The 21,006-nt window shown below is 71.3% G+C and carries 22 protein-coding genes; 11 read left to right on the top strand and 11 right to left on the bottom strand.

Features of this window, described 5'->3' with window-relative positions:
• Positions 1–95: 95 nt before the first annotated feature.
• Positions 96–2,522, bottom strand: a complete 2,427-nt coding sequence (locus tag FBY41_RS04770; RefSeq protein ID WP_141842209.1) for a penicillin-binding protein — start codon at positions 2,520–2,522, stop codon at positions 96–98.
• A 275-nt stretch (positions 2,523–2,797) separates the two neighbouring features.
• Here FBY41_RS04770 and FBY41_RS04765 point away from each other — a divergent pair, with 275 nt between their 5' ends.
• Positions 2,798–3,100, top strand: a complete 303-nt coding sequence (locus tag FBY41_RS04765) for a WhiB family transcriptional regulator (protein ID WP_141842208.1) — start codon at positions 2,798–2,800, stop codon at positions 3,098–3,100.
• 142 nt (positions 3,101–3,242) lie between these two features.
• Here FBY41_RS04765 and FBY41_RS04760 read toward each other — a convergent pair whose 3' ends face one another.
• The 3 genes from FBY41_RS04760 to FBY41_RS04750 all read right to left on the bottom strand — a co-directional run bounded on the left by FBY41_RS04760 (position 3,243) and on the right by FBY41_RS04750 (position 6,347).
• Positions 3,243–4,412, bottom strand: coding sequence for an ArsA family ATPase (locus FBY41_RS04760; protein WP_141843157.1), 1,170 nt, complete (start codon positions 4,410–4,412; stop codon positions 3,243–3,245).
• A gap of 47 nt (positions 4,413–4,459) precedes the next feature.
• Positions 4,460–5,464 carry an ArsA-related P-loop ATPase gene (locus tag FBY41_RS04755; protein WP_141842207.1) on the bottom strand — a complete coding sequence of 335 codons (1,005 nt, stop codon included), beginning with the start codon at positions 5,462–5,464 and terminating at the stop codon, positions 4,460–4,462.
• 94 nt (positions 5,465–5,558) lie between these two features.
• A complete protein-coding gene (locus tag FBY41_RS04750; RefSeq protein ID WP_141842206.1) occupies positions 5,559–6,347 on the bottom strand; it encodes an alpha/beta hydrolase family protein in 789 nt (262 codons plus the stop codon).
• 82 nt (positions 6,348–6,429) lie between these two features.
• Between FBY41_RS04750 and FBY41_RS04745 the strand changes: the two genes are divergently transcribed.
• From FBY41_RS04745 to FBY41_RS04725, 5 genes are read left to right on the top strand one after another with little or no spacing between them, the layout of a single operon-like run.
• On the top strand, positions 6,430–6,594 hold the full coding sequence (locus FBY41_RS04745) for a DUF4177 domain-containing protein (protein WP_141824447.1): 165 nt from the start codon (positions 6,430–6,432) through the stop codon (positions 6,592–6,594).
• A 2-nt stretch (positions 6,595–6,596) separates the two neighbouring features.
• Positions 6,597–7,061: a RidA family protein gene (locus FBY41_RS04740; protein ID WP_141842205.1), complete on the top strand. Its 465-nt coding sequence runs from the start codon at positions 6,597–6,599 to the stop codon at positions 7,059–7,061.
• A 13-nt stretch (positions 7,062–7,074) separates the two neighbouring features.
• Positions 7,075–7,971, top strand: coding sequence for an NUDIX hydrolase (locus FBY41_RS04735; protein WP_141842204.1), 897 nt, complete (start codon positions 7,075–7,077; stop codon positions 7,969–7,971).
• Entirely contained in the window at positions 7,968–8,765 is a 798-nt protein-coding gene (locus FBY41_RS04730; protein WP_141842203.1) for an MBL fold metallo-hydrolase, read from the top strand. Before FBY41_RS04735 ends, FBY41_RS04730 begins: the two co-directional genes overlap by 4 nt.
• Before the next feature lie 12 nt (positions 8,766–8,777).
• Entirely contained in the window at positions 8,778–9,446 is a 669-nt protein-coding gene (locus tag FBY41_RS04725; protein ID WP_141842202.1) for a nucleoside/nucleotide kinase family protein, read from the top strand.
• Positions 9,447–9,550: 104 nt separating this feature from the next.
• On the opposite strand, the gene FBY41_RS04720 is transcribed toward FBY41_RS04725, so the two are convergent.
• The 3 genes from FBY41_RS04720 to gntA form a co-directional block, all read right to left on the bottom strand.
• Complete coding sequence (locus FBY41_RS04720; RefSeq protein ID WP_141842201.1) at positions 9,551–10,228, bottom strand: Crp/Fnr family transcriptional regulator; 678 nt, start codon at positions 10,226–10,228, stop codon at positions 9,551–9,553.
• A gap of 126 nt (positions 10,229–10,354) precedes the next feature.
• Positions 10,355–10,945: a DUF1989 domain-containing protein gene (locus FBY41_RS04715; RefSeq protein WP_141842200.1), complete on the bottom strand. Its 591-nt coding sequence runs from the start codon at positions 10,943–10,945 to the stop codon at positions 10,355–10,357.
• Positions 10,945–11,766 carry a guanitoxin biosynthesis heme-dependent pre-guanitoxin N-hydroxylase GntA gene (gene gntA / locus FBY41_RS04710; protein WP_221629204.1) on the bottom strand — a complete coding sequence of 274 codons (822 nt, stop codon included), beginning with the start codon at positions 11,764–11,766 and terminating at the stop codon, positions 10,945–10,947. The genes FBY41_RS04715 and gntA overlap by 1 nt, the downstream gene beginning before the upstream one ends.
• Before the next feature lie 214 nt (positions 11,767–11,980).
• Between gntA and nth the strand changes: the two genes are divergently transcribed.
• The 3 genes from nth to FBY41_RS04695 are packed head-to-tail and all read left to right on the top strand — an operon-like array spanning position 11,981 to position 14,593.
• On the top strand, positions 11,981–12,640 hold the full coding sequence (gene nth, locus FBY41_RS04705) for an endonuclease III (RefSeq protein ID WP_260439631.1): 660 nt from the start codon (positions 11,981–11,983) through the stop codon (positions 12,638–12,640).
• Positions 12,641–12,650: 10 nt separating this feature from the next.
• The gene (locus FBY41_RS04700; protein ID WP_141842199.1) at positions 12,651–13,391 is read left to right on the top strand and encodes an NUDIX hydrolase; all 741 of its coding nucleotides are present in this window, start codon (positions 12,651–12,653) and stop codon (positions 13,389–13,391) included.
• Positions 13,391–14,593 carry a MarP family serine protease gene (locus tag FBY41_RS04695; protein ID WP_141842198.1) on the top strand — a complete coding sequence of 401 codons (1,203 nt, stop codon included), beginning with the start codon at positions 13,391–13,393 and terminating at the stop codon, positions 14,591–14,593. The genes FBY41_RS04700 and FBY41_RS04695 overlap by 1 nt, the downstream gene beginning before the upstream one ends.
• A gap of 213 nt (positions 14,594–14,806) precedes the next feature.
• Here FBY41_RS04695 and FBY41_RS04690 read toward each other — a convergent pair whose 3' ends face one another.
• From FBY41_RS04690 to FBY41_RS04675, 4 genes are read right to left on the bottom strand one after another with little or no spacing between them, the layout of a single operon-like run.
• A complete protein-coding gene (locus FBY41_RS04690) occupies positions 14,807–15,199 on the bottom strand; it encodes a universal stress protein (protein WP_141842197.1) in 393 nt (130 codons plus the stop codon).
• Entirely contained in the window at positions 15,196–16,788 is a 1,593-nt protein-coding gene (locus FBY41_RS04685; protein ID WP_141842196.1) for a tripartite tricarboxylate transporter permease, read from the bottom strand. Before FBY41_RS04685 ends, FBY41_RS04690 begins: the two co-directional genes overlap by 4 nt.
• Complete coding sequence (locus FBY41_RS04680; RefSeq protein WP_141842195.1) at positions 16,788–17,429, bottom strand: tripartite tricarboxylate transporter TctB family protein; 642 nt, start codon at positions 17,427–17,429, stop codon at positions 16,788–16,790. Before FBY41_RS04680 ends, FBY41_RS04685 begins: the two co-directional genes overlap by 1 nt.
• A 2-nt stretch (positions 17,430–17,431) precedes the next feature.
• A complete protein-coding gene (locus tag FBY41_RS04675; protein ID WP_141842194.1) occupies positions 17,432–18,460 on the bottom strand; it encodes a Bug family tripartite tricarboxylate transporter substrate binding protein in 1,029 nt (342 codons plus the stop codon).
• Between the two features lie 83 nt (positions 18,461–18,543).
• On the opposite strand from FBY41_RS04675, the gene FBY41_RS04670 reads away from it, so the two are divergent.
• Positions 18,544–20,277, top strand: coding sequence for a sensor histidine kinase (locus FBY41_RS04670; protein ID WP_141842193.1), 1,734 nt, complete (start codon positions 18,544–18,546; stop codon positions 20,275–20,277).
• Entirely contained in the window at positions 20,274–20,948 is a 675-nt protein-coding gene (locus FBY41_RS04665; RefSeq protein ID WP_141842192.1) for a response regulator, read from the top strand. The genes FBY41_RS04670 and FBY41_RS04665 overlap by 4 nt, the downstream gene beginning before the upstream one ends.
• The last annotated feature ends 58 nt before the right edge of the window (positions 20,949–21,006 follow it).

Raw genomic sequence — 21,006 nt, 5'->3', positions numbered from 1 at the left:
GGCATACCTGCTCGTCGGGGTCTGCGAGGGGTCTGCCGGGGAACGACGAAGGGCCGACGCGGTGTGCGTCGGCCCTTCGTCACGTCAGTCCCGGGTCACCCTCGAGGCTTCGGCGGTTTGCCCGGTTTGCTGGGCTTGGTCGGCTGGGGCGCCGGGGGCGTGTACATCGTCGGTTGGGCCGTCGGCTGCGGGCTCGTGCCGGCCGGGGCCTGCCGCGCAGAGCCGCCACGCGAGGTGTAGATCGTGATCTGCGTGCCGGCGGGCGCCTTGCCGAAGGGGCTGGTCCCCGCGACGAGGCCCCTCGGGACCCCGGAGCTCATCGTGCCGCCGACCGTCGAGGGGTAGCCCGCGGCCGACAGCGTGGCGATGGCGTCGGCCACGCTCATGCCGACGACGCCGGGGATGTCCTCGCCGCTGCCCTTGAGGAACTTGTCGGACGGCTCCTTGAACTTGACGATCGGCGCGTCCTGCAGGGCGCCGTTCATGATCTGCTTCCAGATCGGCGCGGCGATCGCGGCACCGTGCATGACGGGGTAGTACTGCCCGCCGACCCGCACGTTCTTCATGACGCGGGTGATCGGGTCGTAGGGGGTGCCGACCCAGACGGCCGTGACCAGCTGCGGGGTGTAGCCCACGAACCACGACTCGTTGTTGTTGTTGGCCGTGCCGGTCTTGCCGGCCGACTCGCGGTCACCGCCGGAGAGCTGGTTGCGGATGCCCGAGCCGTTGGTCATGTTGTACTCGAGGAACTTGTCCGTGGCGCGGACGACGTCGGGCTCGACGACCTGCTCGCACTTCGTCTTCGGCAGCGCGAGGTCCTTGCCGTCCTTGGTGATCTTCGTGACGACGACCATGGGGCACTTCTTGCCATCGGCCGCGAGCACGCCGTAGGCGTGGGCAACGCCCTGCGGCGAGACGTCGGAGGCGCCGAGGATGTATTGCGGGGCGTACCGGCCGACGGGCTGACCGTCGGACTGGTGCAGCCCGAGGCGGAGCATCGTGCTGCGCACCTTGCAGCCGCCGAGCTGCTCGGCGAGGGCGATGAAGGCGGTGTTGGTCGACTTCGCCGTCGCCTCCTTGAGCGTGATCCGGCCGCCGGCGAAGGGTGAGTCGTTGAAGACCTTCCACGGGCCGCCGGGGCCGCAGTTGGCGATGCCGCCAGGCCATTCCTTCGGGGTGTAGGTGGCCTGCTGGTTGCCGCCGGCGCCCTTGGCGTCGATGCTGGAGTTGACGTTCATGCCCGACTCCATGGCCGTGACCAGGGCGAATGCCTTGGCCGTCGAGCCGAACTGGAAGCCGCCCGAGCCGCCGTACTTCTTGTCGAGCGCCCAACCGATGCCGGTCTTGCCCCGGGACTCGGTGTCGACGGTGTACTTCGTGTTCTGGGCGAAGGCCAGCACCTGGCCGGTGTTGGGGTCGGCGGTGTAGGAGGCCGCACCGATGCGCGCGTCGTTGCCGATCGGCACCTTCTTGTTGATCGCGGCCTGCGAGATGCGCTGCACCCGCGGGTCGAGCGTCGTCTTGATGGTGATGCCGCCGCGGTAGAGGGTGCGCTTGCGCTCCTCGACCGTCTTGCCGAGCTGGGGCATCGTCATCGCGTAGTTGATGACGAACTCGCACCAGTAGGGGTACGGCGAGGCGAGGCAGGTGCTCTTCGGGTTGGTGACCTTCATGTCCTGCTTGAGCGTGCGCTTGCGGGCATCGGTCCACTGCTTGTCGGTGATGCGGCCGAGCTCGTGCATGCGGTCGAGCACGACGTTGCGGCGCGCGATCGCCCGCTCCGGGAAGTTCACCGGGTCGGTCGTGCCGGGGTTCTGCGTGAGGCCGGCGAGCAGGGCCGCCTGCGAGAGGCTCAGCTGTGAGGCGTGGACGCTGAAGTAGTGCTGCGCAGCAGCCTCGACGCCGTACGCGCGGTCGCCGTAGTAGACGAGGTTGAGGTAGCCCTCGAGGATCTCGTCCTTCGTCAGCTTCTTCTCGAGGGTGATCGCGTACTTCAGCTCCTTGAGCTTGCGCATGTAGTCCTTCTTCACCGCGTCTGCGGCGGCCTCCTCGTTGCCGGCGCTGAGGGCGGAGTACTGCAGCGAGATCTTCACGTACTGCTGCGTCAGCGACGAGGCGCCGACCGATGAGCCGTTGCGCAGGTTGGAGACGACGGCGCGGATCGTGCCCTGCAGGTCGATGCCGCCGTGCTCGTAGAAGCGGTGGTCCTCGATCGCGACCTGGGCCGAACGCATGATCGGCGCGATCTTCTCGAGCGGCACGATGGTGCGGTTCTGCTCCTGCGGTGTCGCGATGACGCTGCCGTCGGAGGCGAGGATCCGCGACGTCTGGGCCAGCGGGTCGGTGCGGAACTCGCTCGGCAGGTCGTTGAAGACGTCCACGCCGCTGCGCGCGAGGGCACCGGTGGCCCCGACGGCCGGCATGACGAGGCCGGCGGCGAGCAGCCCGAGCACGAGGGCCGACGCGAGGAAGGCTCCGAGCAGGCTGATGACGCCACCGATCGACGTGGTGCGTGAAGACATGGGGCAAGGGTAACCGCTGGGACTGCGCCGACCTCATTCGAGCGGCGTGGCTGCTTTACACCACGGCTCCCGTATGCGGCACCCCGGGGGTCCTGGACGTATCAGGTGACTAGTCACCCGTCTCACTAAATGGTCCATAGAGGCTATGTCGGGCCGGGCCTCACGCTCGTAATGTCTGTTTTGGGCCAGCCGGGGGGTGGCCCAAGCCGAGATCGGTGGGACGGTCTCAGTCGGCTCGGAGTCGTGGGAGGCCCGAGCGGGGAGGGGTAAACGTCATGAGCATTGCCGCAGTCACAGAAGAGTGGACGCAGGAGTGGGCGAGCCAGGCTCGCTGCTCCAGCCAGGACCCGGATGCGCTGTTCGTGCGGGGCAAGGCCCAGCACGACGCCAAAGCGGTGTGCAAGGCCTGCCCGGTGCTGGCCCAGTGCCTCGCCGAGGCACTCGACAACCGCACCGAGTTCGGCGTGTGGGGCGGGATGACCGAGCGCGAGCGTCGGGCCCTGCTCCGTCGCCGTCCGGACATCACGTCGTGGAAGACGGCGCTGCGAGCCGGGATGGCCTCGCACCCGACCCACTGACGAGGATCGACCAGGCCCGACGACGGGCTGACACGCGCTGACGCCGGGGGGTGCCACGCGGGGCGACACCCGCCCGCACACATCGGGGCCACCCGCACGCCGGAAACGGTATGCGGGTGGCCCCGACGTGTGCGTAGGGGGGTCAGGCGCCGGCGAGCGAGGTGCCGACCTCGCGCAGGCTCTCGAGGTCGTGCACGTCACGGCCGAGCGCTGGCACCTGCACGACCGGGATGCTGGGGTGGGACCTCGAGAACCGGTCGGCCAGGTCGCGCTGGCGCTCCGCCGTGCGCACGAGGTCGGCATGGAGGCGCAGCACCCCCGCCGCGGTCGTCGCGGAGCGCGGCCCGTTGCCGTCCTCGAGCGACTCCGCCACGGCCAGGGACTTGCTCGGGGTGAGACCCGGTGCCGAGACGCGACCGATGCGGTTGACGACGAGCCCGGCGAGCGGCATACCGTCGGCCTCGAGGCGCTCGACGAAGTAGGACGCCTCGCGCAGGGCGTCGCGCTCGGGTGCGGCGACGACGAGGAAGGCGGTGCCCTCCTCGGAGAGCAGGCGGTAGGTCTCGTCGGCGCGCTCGCGGAAACCGCCGAACATCGTGTCGAGGGCGTTGACGAAGGTCTGCACGTCGCTCAGCATCTGCCCGCCGAGGATCTTGGTCATCGTGCTCGTCACGAGCTGCACGCCGATGCCGAAGACCTTGAGGCCCGCGCGGCCACCCGCCTTCGCGGGCGCGGTGAGCAGGCGGATGAAGCGGCCGTCGAGGAAGCTGCCGAGCCGGTTGGGCGCATCGAGGAAGTCGAGGGCCGAGCGCGACGGCGGGGTGTCGACGATGATGAGGTCCCACGGGGCCTCGGGGGTGCCGGCGCTCGCCTTGAGCTGGCCGAGCTTCTCCATGGCCATGTACTCCTGCGTGCCGGCGAACGAGCTGCTGACCGCCTGGTAGAAGGGGTTGGCGAGGATCTGCTCGGCCTTGCCCGGCTCGGAGTGGGCGATGACGACCTCGTCGAAGGTCCGCTTCATGTCGAGCATCATCGCGTGGAGGCTGCCGCCCGCCGACGAGTCGATGCCGGTCACCGGGCGGGGCGTGTTGTCGAGCTCCGTGAGGCCGAGCGACTGCGCGAGGCGACGGGCTGGGTCGATCGTCAGCACGACGACGCGGCGGCCGGACTCGGCGGCACGCAGGCCGAGAGCCGCCGCGGTCGTCGTCTTGCCGACACCTCCGGAGCCGCAGCAGACGATGATCTCGGTCCTGGGGTCGGCGATGACGGCGTCGATGTCGAGCTGGGGCGGGCGGTGGGGGGCGGGCGGCATCGGGGCGGCCGGCTTCGGGGCGGCCGGCTTCGGGGCGGTCTGTGCACTCACGACGCCATCCCCTGGTCGACGAGCATGCCGGCCAGCTCGTGCACCGAGCCCGAGTCGACGCCCTGCGACAGCGCGGGGAGGGTGACGATCGGCAGGCCGGTGCCCTCGAGCAGCGCGAGCTGCTCTCGCTCCAGGTCGACCCGCAGCGCGTGGTCACGCGCCTCGGCGATCAGCCCGTCGACGAGCTCGGCGGTCACGGTCACACCGGCCTCGCTCAGCTGGGTGCGCAGCGACGGCTTGTGCAGGCGGCCGGCACGCGCCTGTTCCAGGGCAGCGTCGTCGAGCAGGGGCGCGCGCACCATGTTGACGACGATCGCCCCGGGGCGCAGACCCTTGGCTCTCAGCTCGGCGATCGACTCGAGGGTCTCCTGGACCGGCATCTCCTCGAGCAGGGTCACGAAGTGCACGACGGTGCGCTCGGACTCGAGCAGCTGCGTGATCGCGCCGGCCTGGGAGTGGATCGGACCCATCCTGGCGAGGTCGGCGACCTCGGAGTTGACCGACAGGAAGCGGCCGATGCGCCCCGTCGGTGGGGCGTCGAGCACGAGGGCGTCGTAGGCGAGCGGCCCCTCGCCCTTGTGGCGGCCGTCGCGGCGCCGGCGGTTGGCCTCGTAGATCTTGCCGATGAGGAGCACGTCGCGCACTCCGGGGGCGATCGTCGTCGCGAAGTCGATGGCGCCGAACTTCTCGAGCAGCTTGCCGGCCCGGCCGAGCTTGTAGAAGAGCTGGAGGTACTCGAGCAGGGCGGCCTTGGCGTCGACCGACAGGCCGATGACCTCGCCGCCGGTGGCGAGGCGCAGGATGCGCGTCTCCTCGGTGCCGAGCGGCGGCACGTCGAAGGTCTGGCTGATCCCCTGGCGACCCTCGACCTCGCTGAGCAGGACGCGGCCCGGGCGTGCGGCGAGGGCGAGCGCGAGCGCAGAGGCGACGGTCGTCTTGCCGGTGCCGCCCTTGCCCGTGACGACGTGCAGACGCGCCTTCGCCCAGTCGTTCGTCACCAGTCCACCCTATGACCCCCGTCCTGCACCCCCGATGCGAGGTGATGCCGACACCGACGTGGGGTCCAGCACCACCTCGATTCAGGTGAGGGTGGCGTCAGGGGAGGAGGGCGTGGACCGTGGCGAGGACCGACCGGAAGGCCGGGGCGGTCGGGTCGATGAGGGCGAAGTGGTCGGCACCGCGGATGACCTCGCTCCTCACGTCGGCCCCGGCCGCTCTCGCCTGCGCGAGGTAGGCGTCACCGACCGCGGCGGGCACCACGTCGTCCTCGTCGCCCCAGATCAGGCGCACCGGCACCCGCGGGTGCGACGACATCGGGTCGGCTGCCGCCCACGCCGCGCTCCCCGCGTCGGAGCCGACGAAGGCCCGTGCGGCGCCGTCGCCCAGCTGCATCCGGTCAGCCGCTCCGAGGTCCACGACCCCCGCGAGCGCGACGGCCCCAGCGACGCCGCCGGGATGACCCTCGGCGATCCACGGCTGGGCGGCGGCCCACGTGACGAGGTGGCCGCCGGCGGAGTGTCCGACGAGGACGACAGGCTGGGGCAGCTCGGGATCGGCCAACACCGCGGTGATCACCCCGCGCACGTCGTCGAGGGTGCCGGGGACGCCGCCACCCGGCATACCGACGCGGCGGTACTCGGCCACCGCGACGGTGTAGCCCGCCTCCGCGAAGGCTCGAGCCTCCGGCTCGGCGTGGGCGCGGTCGTATGCCGCGCGCCAGAAGCCGCCGTGGACGACGAGCACCGTCGCGTGCAGGGGAATCACCCCGGGCGGCGGGAGGCGCACGTCGTAGACCTGGGCGGGGTCGGCGCCGTAGGCACGCGTCGCCGCGGGCGGTGACGACGGGGGCAGGGGCGCGGGCTCCGAGCGGGGGGCGGTCGACATGGCCGCCATGCTGCCACCGGGCGCCGGCGTGCACCCGGTGACGGCGCAGAGCGCGAGCGCAGCACTGAGTAGGGTGAGTCTCATGACCACGTGGGAGTACCTCACCGCACCTCTTCTGATCCACAACACCAAGGCGATCCTCGACAACTTCGGGGCTGACGGCTGGGAGCTCGTCCAGATCGTCAACGGACCCGACGGCTCGAGTCTCGTCGCCTACTTCAAGCGTCCCAAGTCCGGGGGCAACTGACCGTGGGTGCCGTGGAGGACCGCCTGTCCGAGCTGGGGCTCACCGTGCCCGAGGTCGTGCCGCCCGTCGCGGCCTACGTCCCGGTCATGCGTGACGGTGACCTCGTCTTCACCTCCGGCCAGCTGCCGATGGTTGCCGGCGCCCTCGCCGCGACCGGCAAGGTCGGGGCCGAGGTCGACGCCGACGCCGCCAAGGCGCTCGCCGAGACGTGCGCGCTCAACGCGATCGCCGCGATCAAGTCGGAGATCGGCGACCTCGACAAGGTGTCGCGCGTCGTCAAGGTCGTCGGCTTCGTCGCCTCCGACCCCGGCTTCACCGGTCAGCCCGGAGTCATCAACGGCGCGAGTGAGCTCTTTGTGAAGGCATTCGGGGACAAGGGAATTCACGCCCGCTCGGCCGTCGGTGTCGCTGCGCTGCCGCTCGACGCGCCGGTCGAGGTCGAGGTCATCGTCTCGGTGCGGGACTGATCGCGAGACCGCCTTGGGTCGCCTCTTCCCACTGACGACGACGCCGGGCATCTCCGATGCCGGGCGGCGCTGGCTAGCCGGTGAGCGGTGGGAGGTGGCCCGGCCGCGTCGGGCGAGCACCGTCATGCTCGTGCGCGACGCCGAGGTGGGCGCTTCCGACCCCGCTGCTGTCGACGACTCCGGCGATGTCGCCGACGGCAGCGCCCGGACCTCGGCTGTCGAGGTCTTCATGCTCCGTCGGGTTTCGCAGATGGCGTTCGCGCCGAGCACGATGGTCTTCCCGGGCGGTGGTGTCGATGAGCGTGATGGCGAGCAGGACCTGCCGTGGGCCGGCCCGTCGCCCGTCCAGTGGGGCGCCCGGCTCGGGTGCTCGCCGACCGACGCCCAGATGTATGTCGCGGCCGCGATCCGGGAGGTCTTCGAGGAGTGCGGTGTGCTGCTCGCCGGCCCTTCGGCGAGCGGGCCGCTTGCCCCGGTCGAGGCGGAGCGGTGGCGCGGGGTGCGCGATGCGCTCATCGCCCGTGACGTCTCGCTCGGTGAGGTGCTGCGTGACGAGAGACTCGTGCTGCGCTCTGATCTCGTTGTCGTCAAAGCGCATTGGGTGACCCCGGTCTTCGAGCCGCGCCGCTTCGACACGTGGTTCTTTGCGGTGCACATGCCCCGCGGGCAGATCGCCGACGGTGACACGAGCGAGGCCGACCACGCTGCGTGGGTGGCACCACGCGAGCTCCTCTCGGCGTATGCCGCCGGGCGGGCTTCCATGCTGCCGCCAACCGTCATGTGGGTGGAGGAGATCCTGCAGGCTTCCAGCGCAAGCGAATTCGTGGCGCACGCCGAGCACCTGCCGCTGATCATGCCCGAGGTCGTCCACAGCGAGCTCGGGCCGGCGATGGAGGTCGTCGAGCGATGAAGGGTGCGGTCGCGGACCCGAGCTGGGCCGGCGGCCCGGTGGGGGAGCGGGCTGTCTGCGTGCTCTGCCCGAACCCGTCACCCATGACGCTCGACGGCACGAACACCTGGCTGCTGGCCGAGCCGGGCTCGGACGACGTCGTCGTGGTCGACCCCGGACCGCTCGACGAGTCGCACCTGTCGGCCGTCGTCAATCACGTGCGGGAGTCGGGCCGCCGAATCGCCTTGACCTTGTTGACCCATGGGCACCTCGACCATGCAGAGAGCGCCGACCGCTTCCACGAGCTGACCGGTGCGCCGGTGCGGGGCTTCGGGCGCGGGCACGACGACGTTCGCGAGGGCGAGCTGATCACCGTCGGGGGGCTCGAGATCCTGGCCGTGCCGACGCCGGGTCACTCGAGCGACTCCTTCTCCTTCGTGCTGCCGGCCGACAACACGCTGCTCACCGGTGACACGGTTCTCGGTCGGGGCACGACGGTCGTTGCGTGGCCGGACGGCAACCTCGAGGCATACCTCGAATCCCTCTCTCGCATCGAGGCGCTCACCCGTGCGGGCACAGTGACGAGTCTTCTGCCCGGGCACGGGCCGGCCGTCAGCGACGCTGCCGAAACGGTGAGCTTTTACCTCCGACACCGCGCAGAGCGGCTGGAGCAGGTGCGCGACGCGGTCGCCCGAGGTGCGCAGACGGCATACGACGTCGTGGAAACGGTCTATGCCGACGTGCCACGCAGCGTCTGGCCGGCAGCCGAGCTGTCGGTGAACGCCCAGCTCGAGTACCTCCGCACCCACCCCTGACGGACTGGCTACATGGGGACGACATACGGCCTGGAGGCGCTCGTCGCGGCGGCGGTCGAGCTGGTCGGCGACCGCCGCCGGGTCGTGCTCGGCATCGCGGGCGCGCCCGGGGCGGGCAAGTCGACCCTCGCCGAGGCACTCGTCGACGGTGTCGCGCGGGCGCAGGGCGCCGACTGGGTCGCGCACGTGCCCATGGACGGCTTCCACCTCGCTGACGTGCAGCTCGACCGGCTCGGCTCCCGTGGCCGCAAGGGTGCCCCTGACACCTTCGACGCGGAGGGGTATGCCGCCCTGTTGCGTCGTCTCGTCGACGACCCCGAGTCGTGGGTCTACGCCCCCGGCTTCGAGCGGACCCTCGAGCAGCCCATCGCCGCAGCGATGGTCGTGCCACCCGCGGCCCGGCTCGTCGTCACCGAGGGCAACTACCTGCTCCTGCCGGAGAGCCGGTGGCAGCGGGCGCGGGCGCCGCTCGGGCAGGTGTGGTTCGTGACCGGCGACGACGACGTGCGGCGGTCGCGTCTCGTCGAGCGGCACGTGACCTTCGGCAAGGAGCCGGGCGCGGCGGCGGCCTGGGTCGAGCAGACCGACGAGGCCAACGCGGCGCTCGTCGCGGCTGCGGCCGACAGTGCCGACCGCGTGGTGCTCAACGGCCCCCAGGGGTGGGTCTTCGTCACGCGGTGAGGTCAGCCGCACACGGCATACGGGCTGCGAATGGCCCCGACGTGTGTGCCTGACTGCTGTGTGGTGGCTTCAGTGGCGCGGGCGGCGCTGTGGCGCACCGAGACTCAGCGAGCGCGGCGCTTGAGCCGCTCGACGTCGAGCAGGAGGACGGCCCGGGCCTCGAGGCGGAGCCAGCCACGCGTGGCGAAGTCGGCGAGGGCCTTGTTGACCGTCTCACGCGAGGCGCCGACGAGCTGCGCGAGCTCCTCCTGGGTGAGGTCGTGCGACACCATGACGCCACCCTCGACCGGGCGCCCGAAGCGCTCCGACAGCTCGAGCAGGGCCTTGGCGACCCGGCCGGGGACGTCGGTGAAGACGAGGTCGGCGAGGTGGGCGTTGGTGCGGCGCAGCCGCTGGGCGAGCGCCGCCAGCAGCGCCTTCGAGACCTCTGGGCGACCGGAGAGCAGGCCGGTGAGGGAGTCGTTGCCGAGGCCGAGCAGCTGTGTCTCGGCGATGGCGGTCGCGGTCATCGTGCGGGGGCCCGGGTCGAAGAGGCTGAGCTCACCGAACATCTCGCCGGGGCCGAGGATCGCGACGAGGTTCTCGCGGCCGTCGGGGCTCGTGCGACCGAGCTTGATCTTGCCCTCGGCGATGACGTAGAGCGTGTCGCCCCGGTCGCCCTCGTGGAAGAGCACGTCGCCGCGTTCCATCCGGGAGCGACTCATCTGGGACTGCAGGGCAGCAGCCGCCTCGTCGTCCAAGGCCTTGAACAGGGGGGCGCGCCTCACCACATCGAGATCCACGGGGTCAGTGTGCCATGGAGGGCACGCGTGCGCCGGGCTCTGACGCATCCCTCGGCGGGGCGGATGACCCGCAGCCACTCAGGGGTGCGCCGACCAGCCGTCGTCCAGCGCGCGTCCAGCCGGTGCTCAGCCGTCGATCCGGTAGTCGATCGGCTTGCACACCCCACCGTTGGACTTCTCGGCCGAGCACGCTGTCAGCCCGACGACGAGGTCGGCCCGGGCCTCGAGCACGAAGCGATCGCCGGCGACTGAGGTCGGAGGGTCGATGTGCAGCTCGCCGTCGCGCTCGGCCCAGACGTTCATGAAGATGTTGAGCGTCGTGCCGATGCGGTCCGGGTCGACACCCAGGGGCCCCATCGACGTCGCGAGGTTCTCGAAGCAGCTCGGGTGGTAGGCCCCCTCGAACTCCGGATAGAGCAGGTCGAAGGTCTGCTGGCTGCAGGGCGTCAGGAGGAAGTCGTGCCGGCCGCACGTGTCGTCGACGACGACGGCCATCTCGGTGCTGCGGTTGCTGTAGAGCACCGTGCCGGTCGTCACGAGCGTGGAGTTCGCGTAGTCGATCGTGCGCCCGGACGACAGCCACTCGTCGTGGTCGTCGGCGAGCACGCAGTAGAAGTCGCTCACCTGGCCACCCGTCGGGTCGACGACGGTGAGGCTCTGGCCGGCGCGCAGGACGAAGCCGGCGCCGGTCTGGGGAGCGAGTCGGGTCGTGTCCATCAGGTCCCCTCGGGGGTGTCGGAGTCGTCTGCGCGGTCGGTGTGGCCGGCGTCGCCACCCGCAGTCTCGTGCACCTCGAGTGGCGGCTCCCAGTCGGCGCCGTGCGCCCGGCCGGAGTACTGCATCGCCTCGGTGGCCTCGCCGTGGTCGGCCACCATCGGGTTGATGCTGCCCTGCAGGTCCTTGTCGCGGCGCCGGATGGCGCCGCGCATCCGCTCGAAGCGGCCCTCCTCCCGCAGCTGCTCGAACTGCTCGTGCGGGTTGAAGACGAGGGTCGGGAGCGGTGCCCGACGGGCGACGCGCGAGGCCGCGGGATGCAGGCCGACGATGAAGTAGGCGGTGCCGCCGACGCTGAAGGCGAAGTGCGGGTCGTTGGGGTCGGAGCCGACTCCCGGTGCCCACTCGTCGTCGTCGGCGTCGTGCAGCCGCTGCAGGAGCTCGAAGAGAGCCCTCTCGAAGGCTGCCTCGTCAGCGGGGACGGGCCCGCGGAAGGTCGCGATGAAGGAGTGGAAGCCGTCCTCGCCATCGATGTCGCGGGCGAACTCCCCGAGCCGGGCCAGCAGCGACTCCGGCACGTCGGCGCCGGACATGTCGTCGAGGACCACGTGCTCGACGCTGCCTCGACGGAAGACGGACTTCGCACCGAGGCAGGGGAACTCCGGGTGCCCGACCATCTGCTCCAGCGCGTCGCCGACCCCCTCCGCGGGGGCGTGAGCGAGGCCAGCCCCGGCCAGCCGGCCGAGCAGCTGCTCGAGATCGTCGTCATCCGGGGGCGCGGCGACGCTCGTGGCGCGGCCCCCCGGTCGGGTCCCTGTCGACATGTGGTGCTCCTCCTCCGTGCAGGAGACCCGTACCCAGCCGCTCTCGCCTTCACCCGCAACCCTCGACAACGCGGCCCCGCCCGACCCCCACCCCCCGTCCGACGGGACGCGCGCGCGTGACTCAGGGCGGCGGCATACAGTGTCGTCTGTGTCTGCCCGAGCCGTCGTGACCGCCGACGAGTCGCCCGTCGCGCGGGTGCGCCGCGCGCGCCGCATGTACCGATCGCTGCACGAGCGCTACCCCTATGCGCACTGTGAGCTCGACTTCTCGACGCCGCTCGAGCTGCTCGTCGCGACGATCCTCTCGGCGCAGACGACCGACGTCGGGGTCAACAAGGTGACGCCGATCGTTTTCGCGAAGTACCGCACCGCGGCCGACTACGCGAACGCCGACCGCACCGAGCTCGAGACGATCATCCAGCCGACCGGCTTCTACCGGGCCAAGACCGACTCGCTCATCAAGCTGGGCTCGGCCCTCGTCGAGCGCTTCGACGGGGAGGTGCCGCCGCGGCTCAAGGACCTCGTGACCCTGCCGGGAGTCGGCCGCAAGACCGCGAACGTCGTCCTCGGCAACGCCTTCGACATCCCCGGCATCACCGTCGACACGCACTTCGGCCGCCTCGTCCGCCGCTTCGGCTGGACCGAGGAGGAGGACCCCGTCAAGGTCGAGCACGAGATCGGCCGGCTCTTCATGCGCAAGGACTGGACGATGCTCAGCCACGTCCTCATCTTCCACGGCCGCCGCACGTGCCACGCGAAGAAGCCCGCCTGCGGCGCCTGCCCGGTGGCGCGCTGGTGCCCGAGCTACGGCATCGGCGAGACCGACCCCGAGCGGGCGGCGAAGCTGCTCAAGTACGAGCTGGCCCCGAAGTGAAGGCTCGCGCGTGACGCAGGTCGTCAGTGGCATCGCGTATGCCGGCCGCTCGGGCTCCATCGACCCCTCCCCGGCGCTCGGGGCGGGCGAGGCGCCCCGCCCCGACTGGTTGCACGAGCTCGCCGAGCGGGTGAGCTCGACTCCGCCGGAGTGGTTCTCGAAGTTCCTGCCGCCCGACGAGGGCGCGCGCGAGTCGGCGGTCCTCATCCTCTTCGGGCCGCCGCCGGCGGGCGCGACTGACGAGGGCGAGCACGTCGTGCTCATCGAGCGCTCGCACACGATGCGCACCCAGCCGGCCCAGATCGCCTTCCCCGGTGGGGCGCGCGACCTCGAGGACGACGACCTCGTCGCCACGGCGCTGCGCGAGGCCGAGGAGGAGGTGGGCCTCGACCCGTCGGGCGTCGACGTGCTCGCGGTGCTGCCCTCGCTCTTCCTGTCTCCTGCCAACTTCGTCGTCGCGCCGGTGCTCGGCTGGTGGTCGTCGCCGTCGCCGATCGGCGTGCGCGACCCGGCGGAGGTGCACGACGTGCTCTCCGTCCCTGTGACGCACCTCGTCGACCCCGGGCACCGCTTCTCGGTGACGCACCCGTCGGGCTACGTCGGAGCCGCCTTCGAGATCGGCGACCTGCTCCTCTGGGGCTTCACGGCCGGGCTGCTGAGCAGCCTGCTCGAGCTGGGCGGCCGGTCACAGCCGTGGGATCCCGCGCTGCAGCGACCGCTCCCCCCGCGCTACCTCGGGGGAGGACGTTGATGACCGGCAGCACGCTGCTCGACATCGCCCTCATCGTCCTGCTCGTCGCCTACGGCGTCTCGGGCTACCGCCAGGGGCTCATCCAGAGCGTCTTCTCGCTCGTCGGCTTCTTCGTCTTCGCGCTGCTCGCCGTGTGGCAGATGCCGGCGGTGCTCGAGCGGTGGGGGCCCACCGGGCAGGACTCGCGCACGCGGGTCGTCCTGCTGCTGGGCGCGGTGATCGTCTTCGGCTGGCTCGGCCAGTTCCTCGGCGGCCTCATCGGCGGGTCGATCCGCCGCCGGGTCGGGCAGCCGTCGCTACGGCGGGTCGACGCGGTGCTCGGTGCGGTCGTCGTGACGCTCGCCGCGACCCTCATCGTGTGGTTCATCGGCGGGGCCCTGCGCACGGCCGGCAACCAGACGCTCTCGAAGGCGATGGCGGACTCGAAGGTGCTGCGGGTCGTCAACACCCTCGTGCCGGAGCAGACCGGCGAGATCTTTGCCGGCTTCCGCGGTTTCCTGTCGAGCCAAGGGTTTCCGCAGGTCTTCGGCGGTCTCGTGCCCGAGCCGATCACGCCGGTCCAGGACCCCGACCCCGCCGTGGCGCGCTCGGCCGCGGTGCGCGAGGCGGGCCGCTCGGTCGTCAAGGTGACCACCGTCTCGACGTCGTGCCAGCGCGGCCAGGAGGGCACCGGCTGGGTGCTCGCCCCCGGCCGCGTCGTGACGAACGCCCACGTCGTCGCCGGTGCGAGCGAGGTGCGCGTCGAGGGCGGCGACGAGCTGCTGCGCGGCCGCGTCGTCGTCTTCGACCCCGAGCGCGACCTCGCCGTCATCGACGTGCCAGGGCTGACGCCGCCGGCGCTGCCGCTCGGCTCCGAGCTCGAGCGGGGCGCGTCCGCGGCGGTGCCGGGCTTCCCCCTCGACGGGCCCTACCGCGTCGTGTCGGCCCGGGTGCGATCCGTCCTCGACGCCCGCGGCCGCGACATCTACGGCGACCAGCCCGTCGTCCGCGAGATCTACTCGCTCGCCACGACCGTGCAGCCCGGCAACTCCGGCGGGCCGTTGCTCGACCCGAGCGGACGCGTCGTCGGCGTCATCTTCGCGAAGTCGCTCGAGGACGCCGGCACGGGCTACGCCCTCACGCTGCGCGAGGCCCGGCCGGTGCTCGAAGCCGGGGTCAGGGCCTCCCGCGAGGTCGACACCGGAGCCTGCATCGCCGGCTGAGCGGATCTGACCGGGCAAACCACCGCCACCCTTCCCGTCGAGTGCCCATTTCCCGACGGGTGTGGCTGTGGGGGACTGGGCGTTCGAGCTGGCGTTGGCGTCGAGTGCCCAGCTCCCGTCCGGGTCAGGGTGTGACGAAGCGGCCACTCGACTGGGTGGTTGGTGTCGAGTGGCCGCTTCGCGCAGGGGTGGAGCAGGGCTATGCCGGGTGGCTCAGTCCGCCTTGACGGCGAGCACCGGGCAGGTGGCGTCGAGCAGGAGCCGCTGGGCGGTCGAGCCCAGGAGCAGCTTGCCGACCGCGGACCGGTGCCGGAGGCCGATCACGAGCATCCGCGGGTGCTCCGAGTCCACGACGTCGAGGATCTGGTCGGCGGGGTCGGTGCCGTGCTCGATGCGCCGCACCTCGTGCGGCACGCCCGACTCGGCGAGGTCCCGGTCGAGCCGGTCGAGGTCGCTGCCCGCAGCGCGGTGGGCGTCCACCAGCTTGTCGTCGCGCGACATGTTGATGACGAGCACCGCCTCGTCGTGCGCCTTGGCCTCGACGATCGCGGCGGCCAGTGCTGCCTCGCCCTGGGCGGTGGGGATGTAGCCGACGAGGATCGTCATGCCTTGACCTCCGTGGTTGCGGGGGAGACGGAGCCGGTGGAGCCGCCGCCGTCGGGTCCGGTGCCTGAGCCGCCGTGGGACCCGCCGTCGGTGCCACCCGGGCGCTGCGACCAGGCTCGCTGGGCCAGCCGGCCGAGCGGCCAGAGGAGCACGACCGCGATGATCGCGAAGCAGACCCAGGCAACCGGGCCGCCGATGAGGCCGCCGAGGTCGCCACCGCTCAGCTGGAGCGAGCGACGGCCCTGGAGCTCGGCCAGCGGGCCGAGGATGACGCCGATGATGAGGGGGAGCACCGGCAGCCCGAAGCGGCGCAGGACGAAGCCGACGAGACCCAGCCCGAGCAGGAGGAAGAGGTCGAACGGCTGGGCGTTGACGGCATACGCCCCCATGGACGCGAAGAACAGGATGCCGGCGTAGAGGTAGGGACGAGGGATCTGCAGCAGCTTGGCCCACGCGGGAGCGAGCGGCAGGTTGAGCAGCAGCAGCATCGTGTTGCCGATGAAGAGGCTCGCGACGAGGGTCCACACGAGCACCGGCTGCTTCTCCATGAGGAGCGGGCCGGGCTCGAGACCCCAGCCCTGCAGGGCCGCGAGCATGATCGCGGCGGTGGCGTTCGTGGGCAGGCCGAGGGCGAGCATCGGCACGAGCGTGCCTGCGGCAGAGGCGTTGTTGGCCGCCTCCGGCCCCGCGACGCCCTCGATGGCGCCCTTGCCGAACTCCTCCGGCCGCTTCGAGAGCTTGCGCTCCGTCATGTAGGACAGGAAGGTCGGGATCTCGGCGCCGCCGGCGGGCAGGGCGCCGAAGGGGAAGCCGAAGGCGGTGCCGCGCAGCCAGGGCTTCCAGGACCGGCCCCAGTCGTCGCGGCCCATCCACGGCCGGCCGACGGGGATGACCCCGGCAGCCTTGCGCCGCAGGTGTGCTGCGACCCAGAGGGCCTCGCCGACGGCGAAGAGCCCGACCGCCACGACGACGACGTCGATGCCGTCGGCGAGCTGCGGGACGCCGAAGGTGAGGCGCTGCTGGCCGGTCACCTTGTCGATGCCGATGATGCCGATGGCGAGGCCGACGAGCAGGGCGGCGAAGCCGCGGATCCGCGAGCTGCCGAGGACCGCACTCGCGCCGACGAAGGCGACGAGCATGATCGCGAAGTACTCCGGAGCGCCGAGGCTCACGGCGAACTTCACGACCTGCGGCATGACGAGTGCGAGCAGCAGGGTGCCGATGGTGCCGGCGACGAAGGAGCCGATGGCAGCCGTGGCCAGAGCCTGGGAGGCCCGGCCGGCCTTGGCCATCTTGTTGCCCTCGATCGCCGTCACGACGGACGAGGACTCGCCGGGGGTGTTGAGCAGGATCGAGGTCGTCGAGCCGCCGTACATGCCGCCGTAGAAGATGCCGGCGAACATGATGAGGGCCTGGGTCGGCTCGAGGCCGTAGGTGACGGGGAGCAGGAGCGCCACCGTCATGGCCGGGCCGATGCCGGGGAGGACGCCGACGGCGGTGCCGATCGTGACGCCGATGAGCGCGAAGAGGAGGTTCATCGGCGTCAGCACGTGGCCGAAGCCGCTGATGAGGTTCGAGATGTTGTCCATCAGAGGATCCCTTGCAGCACGCCGGCGGGCAGGTTGACGTCGAGCCCGATGGCGAAGGCGTAGAAGGTGGCGAGCGAGAGCGCCAGCCCGAAGGCGATGCCTCGCACGTGGTGCCGGTTGCCGAGCGCGTAGGCCGATCCGGCGAAGAGGATGGCTCCGCTGATGACCCAGCCGAGCGGCTGGATGAGCACCGCGTTGAGGACGAAGAAGGCGGCGAGCAGGCCGAGCGTCTTCCAGTCCGAGCCTGACGAGAGGTCGACGTCCTCGCCCTCCTCCGGGTGGCCCACGCCGCCGCGGGCGACGTCGACGGCGTAGAGGATCGCGGTCAGCAGCAGGAGGACGCCGATGATGATCGGCACGGGGCGCGGCCCGACCGGGTCGTTGCTGCTCGAGGCGTGCCCGATGCGGGCGGCGTCGAAGAGGAGCAGCCCGCCGAGGACCGCGAGGCCGGCGCACACGCCGTACTGCGCGCGGTCCCCGCGGCGCACGGGAGCGTCAGCGGCCACACCGCCGTCAGCGGCCGTCCCACTGTCAGCGACAGCGACATCCCGACTGGCATCGCGGCTGGCATCGCGGCTGGGATCGGGGACCCCGGCCGGGGCGGCGTCGCCGCCCCGGCCGTTGGCGTCGAGGTCGGCCATGATCAGCCCGCGAGCCCGAGGGTCGTGAGGATCTCGGCGACGGCCTGGTCCTGCTGGGTGAGGAAGGTGCCGAAGTCGGCGCCGGTGACGAAGGCGTCGGTCCAGCCGCGCTTCTTCATCTCGTCCTTCCAGCCCTGCGAGGCGTGCATCTTCGTCAGCGCGTCGATCCACGTGGCCTTGTCGGCGTCGGAGATGCCGGGAGGGGCCACGATGCCGCGCCAGTTGGTGAAGACGAGGTCGATGCCCGACTCCTTGAGGGTCGGCACGTCGGGCAGGGCGTCGATGCGCTTGTCGCTCGTCACCGCGAGCACCTTGACCTGGCCGGCCTTGACCTGGTCGAGGAACTCGCCGAAGCCGCTGGCGCCGAAGGAGATCTTGTTGCCGATGAGGGCCGGGAGCAGCTCGCCGCCACCGTCGAAGCCGATGTAGCTGACCGTCTTGGGGTCGATGCCGACGGCCTTGGCCAGCTGCATCGGGAGCAGGTGGTCGGGGCCGCCGGGCGAGGAGCCGCCTCCGACGTTGACCTTCTTGGGGTCGGCCTTCCACGCAGCGACGAGGGCGTTGATGTCGGAGTAGGACGACTCCTTCGGCACGACGATCGCGCCGGCCTCCTCGATGAGCTTGGCGACCGGCGTCGTGTCGGAGAGCTTGGCCTGCGACTTCTGGGTGTAGGCCGCGCCGACGACGCCGAGCCCCATCTGCATGGCGAGCTTGCCGTTGCCCTTCTCGTTGACGGTGCGCTGTAGGCCGACCGTCCCGCCGGCGCCCGGCAGGTTGAAGACCTGGATCGGCCCGGTGATGTCGGCGGACTCCATGACCTTGGCGGCCGTGCGCGCGGTGGTGTCGTAGCCACCGCCGGGGGAGTTGGGGACCATGATCTGCAGGTTCGAGGCGGGCGCGGCGCTGGCGCCGGCGGCCGTGGAGGCCTCGTCCTTCTTCGCCGTGGCCCCGCAGGCCGAGAGGGCGAGGGCGGTGACGCCGGCGGTCACGCCGAGGAGGATGGTGCGGCGGGCGGGCTTGCGAGTGCTCATCGTCGAGGTCTCTTTCGCATTCTGTGGGAGGAACGGCATGATCGTGGCTTGCGCCACGACGCCGTGTCGCCCTTGTGTCAGCAATGAAGGTTGAGTTCGTTTTGGTCACGCAGAGACCGGGTCGCTTCGGCCGCCTCTCCCTCGCCGGGCAGCTGCTCGTCGCGCAGATGGTCATCCTGCTCGGTGTGCTCGTGACTGTCGCCCTCGTCTCGCTCGCCCAGTCGGAGGCGACCTTCACCCGCACCGAGGGGCGTCGGGTGTCGGCGATCGCGGAGCAGCTCGCGAGCACGCCGATCGTGCGCACCGAGATGGGCCCCGGCGGCGTCGTCAACGTCCTGCCGGCCGTCGTCCAGTCGGTCGTCACGCAGTACGGCGTCACGTCGGTGACGATCGCCGACTCCGACGAGATCGCGACGGTGTCGTCCGACCCGACGATCGACAAGACCCGCATCCCGCTCGGCAAGCCGGCCGTCGGCGAGGGCGCGAGCTGGACGGGCGTCATGGAGATCGGCGGCGAGCGGATGCTCGTCGCGCAGAGCCCGTTGCTCTACACGCCGACGTCGCCCACGGAGTCGGGCCCGCTGCCCGTGGGCGCCCAGCTCGGCACCGTCATGGTCGCCGTCCGTATGCCGTCCGCCTTCGACCGCCTGCAAGGCAACTCCTCCTACCTTCCGACCTACCTCGGCATCGCCCTCGTCATCGGCGGGGTCGGGTCCTGGCTGCTCGCCCGGCGCATCAAGCGGCAGACCCTGGGGCTCGAGCCGGCCGAGATCACCGGCCTCGCCGAGAGCCGCGAGGCGATGCTCTTCGGCCTCGCCGAGGGTGTCGTCGCGCTCGACACGAATGAGCGGATCACGTTGGTCAACAACGTCGCCCAGCGCCTGCTCGACCTTCCGGAGCATGCAGTCGGGATGCGTCTCGACGACCTGTCGCTCGGTCCCCGCCTCCGTGATGTCCTGCGCGGTGTGGCCGACGAGGGCGGAAGTGGCGAGAGCGGCTCCGACGCGGGGGACGGCAGCGCCCACGTGCCCCGCGACCAGGTCGTGCTGCGTCGCGGCCGGGTGCTCGTCATGAACCGCATGGAGGTCAGCAAGGACGGCCGACCCCTCGGCTCGGTGACGACGCTGCGCGACCGCACCGAGCTCGCAGACCTCGAGCGCGAGATCGGCTCGTTCCGCAGCACGACGGAGCTGCTGCGGGCGCAGGCGCACGAGTTCGCCAACCAGCTCCACACGATCTCCGGGCTCATCCAGCTCGGCGAGTACGACGAGGTCGTCGGCTACGTCGACTCCGTCAGTGAGCACCGTGCCCAGCTCGACCTCGCGGTGTCGCGCCGCATCCGTGACACCGCCGTCACGGCCCTCGTCATGGCCAAGGCCGCGCAGGCGACGGAGCGCCGGGTGGAGCTGCGCGTCTCGGACGACACCTCGCTCGGACGCCTCGCCCCGCGTGACACGGCCGACGTCGCCGCCGTCGTCGGCAACCTCGTCGACAACGCCATCGACGCGGCCGCCACCTCGGAGGGGCCAGACAAGTGGGTGGAGCTGACGATCCGTCAGGACGCGAGCTCGCTCGAGGTGAGCGTCGTCGACTCCGGGCCGGGCATCGCTCCGGAGGTCGTGACCGAGGTCTTCACCCACGGCTTCACGACCAAGGCCGCACGTGCCGGCGAGCGCGGCATCGGGCTGGCGCTGACGCGTCTCATCTGCCAACGTCGCGGTGGTGAGGTCGAGGTCGAGAACACCCCGAGGGGCGCGAAGTTCGTCGCCCGGCTCACCGTCGAGGCGATGACCACCACCGCGGAGGACCGGTCATGATCAGGGTGCTCGTCGTCGACGACGACTTCATGGTCGCCCGCATCCACCGAGGGTTCGTCGAGCGCATCGACGGCTTCGAGGTCGTCGGCTCGGCCCAGACCGGCGACGACGCGCTGTCGATGGTCAGCTCCCTCAAGCCCGACCTCCTGCTCCTCGACCTCTACCTCCCGGATGCCTTCGGCCTCGACCTCGTGACGCGGTTGCGCGCGGCCGGCGAGACGTGCGACGTGCTCGTCATCACCGCGGCCAAGGAGGCCGATGCCGTGCGCGGCGCGGTGCGCCAGGGCGTCGTCGGCTACCTGCTCAAGCCCTTCGCGTTCCCCGACCTCGAGCAGCGACTGCTGACGTATGCCGCCGAGCGGGCTCGCAGCCTCAGCGACGACCTCACGCAGGCCGAGATCGACGCGGCCTTCACCTCGCAGCCCGCCGGTCGTGCGCCGGCCAGCGCCCTGCCGAAGGGTCTCAGCGTCGAGACCGCGGAGGCTGTGGAGCGTGCGCTGCGCACCTCAGCCGAGACCCTCTCGGCGACGGAATGCGCTGAGGCTGTGGGCATCTCACGCGTCAGTGCGCGTCGCTACCTCGAGCACTTCGTCTCGGTCGGACGCGCCGAGGTCAAGCTGCGCTACGGCACCACCGGCCGCCCTGAGCGTCGCTACGCCGCCCGCGCCTGACGGCATACGGAAAGTGGGCACTCGACTGGGAGGTGTCGGGAAGTGGGCACTCGACCGT

Origin of the sequence: Humibacillus xanthopallidus (assembly GCF_006716675.1) — a bacterium.
Lineage (GTDB): Bacteria > Actinomycetota > Actinomycetes > Actinomycetales > Dermatophilaceae > Humibacillus > Humibacillus xanthopallidus_B.
The sequence above is the reverse complement of the archived record's forward strand: the minus strand, read 5'-3'. Positions and strand labels throughout refer to the sequence as shown.